The sequence below is a fragment of the Streptomyces sp. HmicA12 genome (assembly GCF_000373565.1).
Taxonomy (GTDB): domain Bacteria; phylum Actinomycetota; class Actinomycetes; order Streptomycetales; family Streptomycetaceae; genus Streptomyces.
Map to the genome: position 1 here is coordinate 1 of NZ_KB891833.1, position 3,906 is coordinate 3,906.

Genomic DNA, 3,906 nt, shown 5'->3' on the forward strand with positions numbered 1-3,906 from the left:
CGCTGGGGCGCCCTACCTCCTGGAGGACGGGAGCCCCACCACTCCGGCGGTACTGCCGGACTGGCTGCTCACCCTAATCACGACGGCACCGACGCCACCCAAAGCCGGGGGAGCGCCTCGCCGGGCCGATGTGGTGGCCCGGCTGCGGGAGATGACGCGGCAGGGGACGCGCGAGCAGCGGTGGGCGGCGGGCATCCTGCGGTCGGAGTGCGACGAGCTGGCGGCGATGAAGCAGGCGGGCGGCCGGAACAACCGACTGAACCTCGCGGCGTACCGCGCGGGCCAGCTGGTCGCGGCCGGGCTCGTGGACCAGGCCGTCGCCGAGGAGTACCTGGCGGAGGCCGCGCAGGCTGCGGGACTCGGGGTGGACACGCCGCGCGAGGTGGAGAAGACGCTCCGATCCGGGATGACCGCCGGCCTCGCGCGTCCGCGCCGGATGGGCGGTGCCGCCTGATGCGAACCGCACCCCAGGACACTAAGGTTCAGCGCCACGTACACCACACCTCGGCACTGATGAAGGCCCCGGCGACGTTGGCGCGTCCCGAGGCCGGGCACCCGAGGAGTACGACTCGAATGCGTTCCGGTTCTACCTGCTCAACCGCGGTTACGTCGCGCGTTGTTGCCAGCGTTTTCGCTGGCGGGAATGCTAGCCAGATCGGGGGTGCAGTATGAGCGTCCCCGCAGCACGCGACACGGAGCCCGACGACGACATGTGGGCTGGCTCCACCACCACGACGACTGAGCGTCCCCGCCGGCCTCGACGTCCCCGGCCTACGAAATCGATCCAGCACCGTGGCCAGCTGCGTATGGCTGAGCGGTTCCTCGAGGAACACGGCGACAAGCTCCGGTTCGTCCACGGCCTGGGCTGGCACGAGTGGGATGACGCCCGCTGGCTGCTCGACGAGCAGCGCGTCGACATGGCGTACGCCGTGAAGACGGTGAAGACCGCGCTGCACGCCCTGGAGGACATGAGCGGCGACGAGCGCGACGACCTGTACAAGGACGTCCGCAGGTCTGAGTCCGCCTCCGGCCTGGAGGGACTGTTGAAGATCGCCTCGTCGCTGAAGCCGATCTCGACGGCCTCCAAGGCCCTGGACGCGGACCCGTTCAAGTTCAACACCCCGGACGGCACGGTCCACCTCACGGAGGGGACCGTCGACCCGTGCGCACGCGAGGACCTGATCACCAAGGTCGCGGGCGCCGCGATGCCAGAGGAAGAGGACGGCGAGGTGGCCGGCGCCCAGGAGTGGGAGCAGTTCCTTGAGCGCATCCTGCCGGACGCCGAGGTGCGGGCCTTCGTCCAGCGCCTGTTCGGCTACGCAATGCTCGGGAAGGTCACCGAGCACGTCATGCCGATCTTCACCGGCACCGGTGCCAACGGCAAGGGCACGCTTCGCGACGCGCTGATGGCAGCCTTCGGGGACTACGCGATTGAGGTGGACCCGGCGATCCTGATGGAGTCGAAGCACGAGCGGCACGGCGCCTTCAAGATGCGGCTCCGCGGCGCTCGACTGACGTTCTGCTCCGAGACGGAGAAGGGCAAGCGGTTCGCCGAGGCCACCATGAAGCGCTTGGTCGGCGGAGACCCGATCGAGGCGAACCTCATGCACAAGAACCCGATCACCTTCGACCCGTCGCACACGCTCATCATGCTGACGAACCACCTGCCGCTCGTCTCTGGCGACGACCCTGCCGTCTGGCGACGCATCCTGGTGGTCCCGTTCGACGTGGTGATCCCCGAGGAGGAGCGCGACGGCGGCCTGCCCGACCGGCTGAAGAAGGCCGCGCCCGCAGTCCTGGAGTGGGCGTACGAGGGCTGGCACCAGTACATGGAGAAGGGACTCGCCCCTCCGGAGGTCGTCCGGATGAAGACCGAGGAGTACAAAGCATCGAGCGACGTTCTCGGTCGGTTCGTCGACGAGCGCACCATCGCGTCGCCGCACGGGGTTGTGTCAGCGCGCGAGCTGTTCAACGCTTGGACCAGCTGGTGCCACGCGAGCGGTGAGCAAGCATGCAGCGAGGTCGAGTTCGCCAAGTCGATGGTCGCCAGGGGCTGGGAAAAGAAGCGCACCGGCGCGGGCTACGTGTACCGCGGGCTGATGCTCGCGGGCGACGACTCCGACGACGGCGAGTAGGCCCCAGGACTATCCGGCACTCCAGCACCACAACCGCCCTGCACGGGACCCCGTGCAGGGCGGTTTCATGTAGCCGGTCAAAACGCGCTGACCTGCAAGAATGTAGGGTTGTGGTGGGTTTCCCGATAACCTTCCATGGGTGCGCGTATGGAGAGTTTCGGAAAACCCCTCATAACCCTGCACACTAGTTGCGCTTGACAACCAAAATCGGGGTCTCAGGGTGAGCCGGGCACGCGCCGAGGAACCCCGGAGCGCCCCCGCCTTTGGGTGGCTCTCTTGGGCAGAGGGCACGGACTGGCCTCATCGCGCCCACACGGGGTTGTGCGGCGTTGCGTGGCGCTAAGAAGAGTGGAGCCGCCCTCTGTGGCTCCAGAGGGCGGCTCACGGGGATTCCAGGCGCTCTTAGGCTGCGGTGGATCCTTCTCCCGGGCCGGGGTCCTCGATCTTGAGACGGCGGAAGTACATGGCCAGGGCCTCTTCGACCAGGGTCTGTGGGTTCTTCCCTGTCTCTTCGACCGCTTTGGTCAGCATCCGGTCGAGTTCGGGAAGAATGCGGGTGCTGAGCGGCTTACGGTCGGGGCCCTTTGGGCGTCCTCGGCGAAGCGCCGGCGTACGGGTAGCTGCGGCCTTGGACTTCGATGCAGGAGCCTTGGGTTTCTTGCTCTTAGGAGGGGCGGTGCGGTCAGCGTTCTCGCTGGCGGAATTGCTGGCGCTTTCGGTACTGCCGCTCCAGGCGTCAGGGTTGTCCCAGTCGGGCTCCTGGGCGCCGCTGAGGTCGGCGGGGTCCTTCTCCTGGGTTGAACGGATCTCCTCGTCGGACTCGGCGGCCTTGTCCAGGAACGACGGCATCAGAGCTTCTCCTTGAGGTCAGGCAGGGTGTGGTTCAGGATCTCGCGGTACCCAGAGACGAGAAGCTTGGCTTCCCGACCGGGCGCCGCGGTGATGGGCATGGAGCCGGTCCGACACGCCTCACGCACGGCGTAATCGTGGAGGATTGAGGGCAGCACAAGGGAGCCGAAGCGTTCTTGGAGGCGGCCGTTCCAGAGCTTCTGAACCTTGGTGTACTTCTTCCCGGTCGGGACGATGCTCCGGACGATCCCGGCGATTGTCAGAGAGTCGTTGAGGCCGCCGGGAACGGTGTAGTGCTCGATCGTGCCCATTGCTTCCCTGACGCCGAGGTAACCGTCCTTCGTCAGCGTCGAGGGCATGAGCACCTTCGTGGACGCGATGAGGGCAGAACCCACGATCTTCCCGCCAGGCCGGGGCGGGGCGTCAATGAACACGACGTCGACCAGGTCTCGCAGACCCCACAGAGCGCGCTTTAGACGGAACTCCATTCCGGTCGTCCCGTCGGTCTCCCGGTTCCCGAACTTCCTGACCGCGGGCAGTACCCAGGCATTCGAGGGCCAGTGCTTCCCGGCCCGGGTGAGAGCCTCGCGGGCGATCTCGGCAGGGTCGCGCGGTCGCTTCTCGGGGTCGACGAAGTAGATGTCGTTCACCGACTTCTTGGGGTTGCTGACACCCAGCTCGTCAGTGAGGGTTGCGCGCGGGTCGAGGTCGACGCCGGCCACACGTAGGCCGTACTCGGCAGCGACAGCGATCAGACCTGTCGTCAGCGAGGTCTTCCCCACGCCCCCCTTCTCGCTGACCTCCGCGACAACGTCCGGATCTTCGGCCACGGGTCCTCCTTCCTCCATCAGGTAGGGGGAAGCCTAAACGCAAGCCATCTCGCCGACATTGCAGCAAGTGAATCGGCAAGCGGAAAAGCCAG

3 protein-coding genes and 1 pseudogene are annotated in these 3,906 nt (G+C 66.9%); 2 read left to right on the top strand and 2 right to left on the bottom strand.

The genetic code is table 11. The features are described from left to right. Both B072_RS47500 and B072_RS44665 read left to right on the top strand, forming a co-directional pair. Nucleotides 1–454: pseudogene (locus B072_RS47500) on the top strand (hypothetical protein); the annotation flags it as partial. A 352-nt stretch (nt 455–806) separates the two neighbouring features. Then, on the top strand, nt 807–2,135 hold the full coding sequence (locus tag B072_RS44665; protein WP_018534226.1) for a DNA primase family protein: 1,329 nt from the start codon (nt 807–809) through the stop codon (nt 2,133–2,135). Nucleotides 2,136–2,537: 402 nt separating this feature from the next. Here the strand turns inward: B072_RS44665 and B072_RS0132875 are convergent, their stop codons facing one another. Both B072_RS0132875 and B072_RS0132880 read right to left on the bottom strand, forming a co-directional pair. Then, nucleotides 2,538–2,984: a hypothetical protein gene (locus tag B072_RS0132875; RefSeq protein WP_018534227.1), complete on the bottom strand. Its 447-nt coding sequence runs from the start codon at nt 2,982–2,984 to the stop codon at nt 2,538–2,540. Next, entirely contained in the window at nt 2,984–3,814 is an 831-nt protein-coding gene (locus B072_RS0132880) for a ParA family protein (RefSeq protein ID WP_018534228.1), read from the bottom strand. The genes B072_RS0132875 and B072_RS0132880 overlap by 1 nt, the downstream gene beginning before the upstream one ends. Nucleotides 3,815–3,906 lie beyond the last annotated feature (92 nt).

Bases quoted from the DNA above. Each gene is read 5' to 3' on its own strand.
- B072_RS44665 (WP_018534226.1), top strand. From the start codon at position 807: ATGGCTGAGCGGTTCCTCGAGGAACACGGCGACAAGCTCCGGTTCGTC.
- B072_RS0132875 (WP_018534227.1), bottom strand. From the start codon at position 2,984: ATGCCGTCGTTCCTGGACAAGGCCGCCGAGTCCGACGAGGAGATCCGT.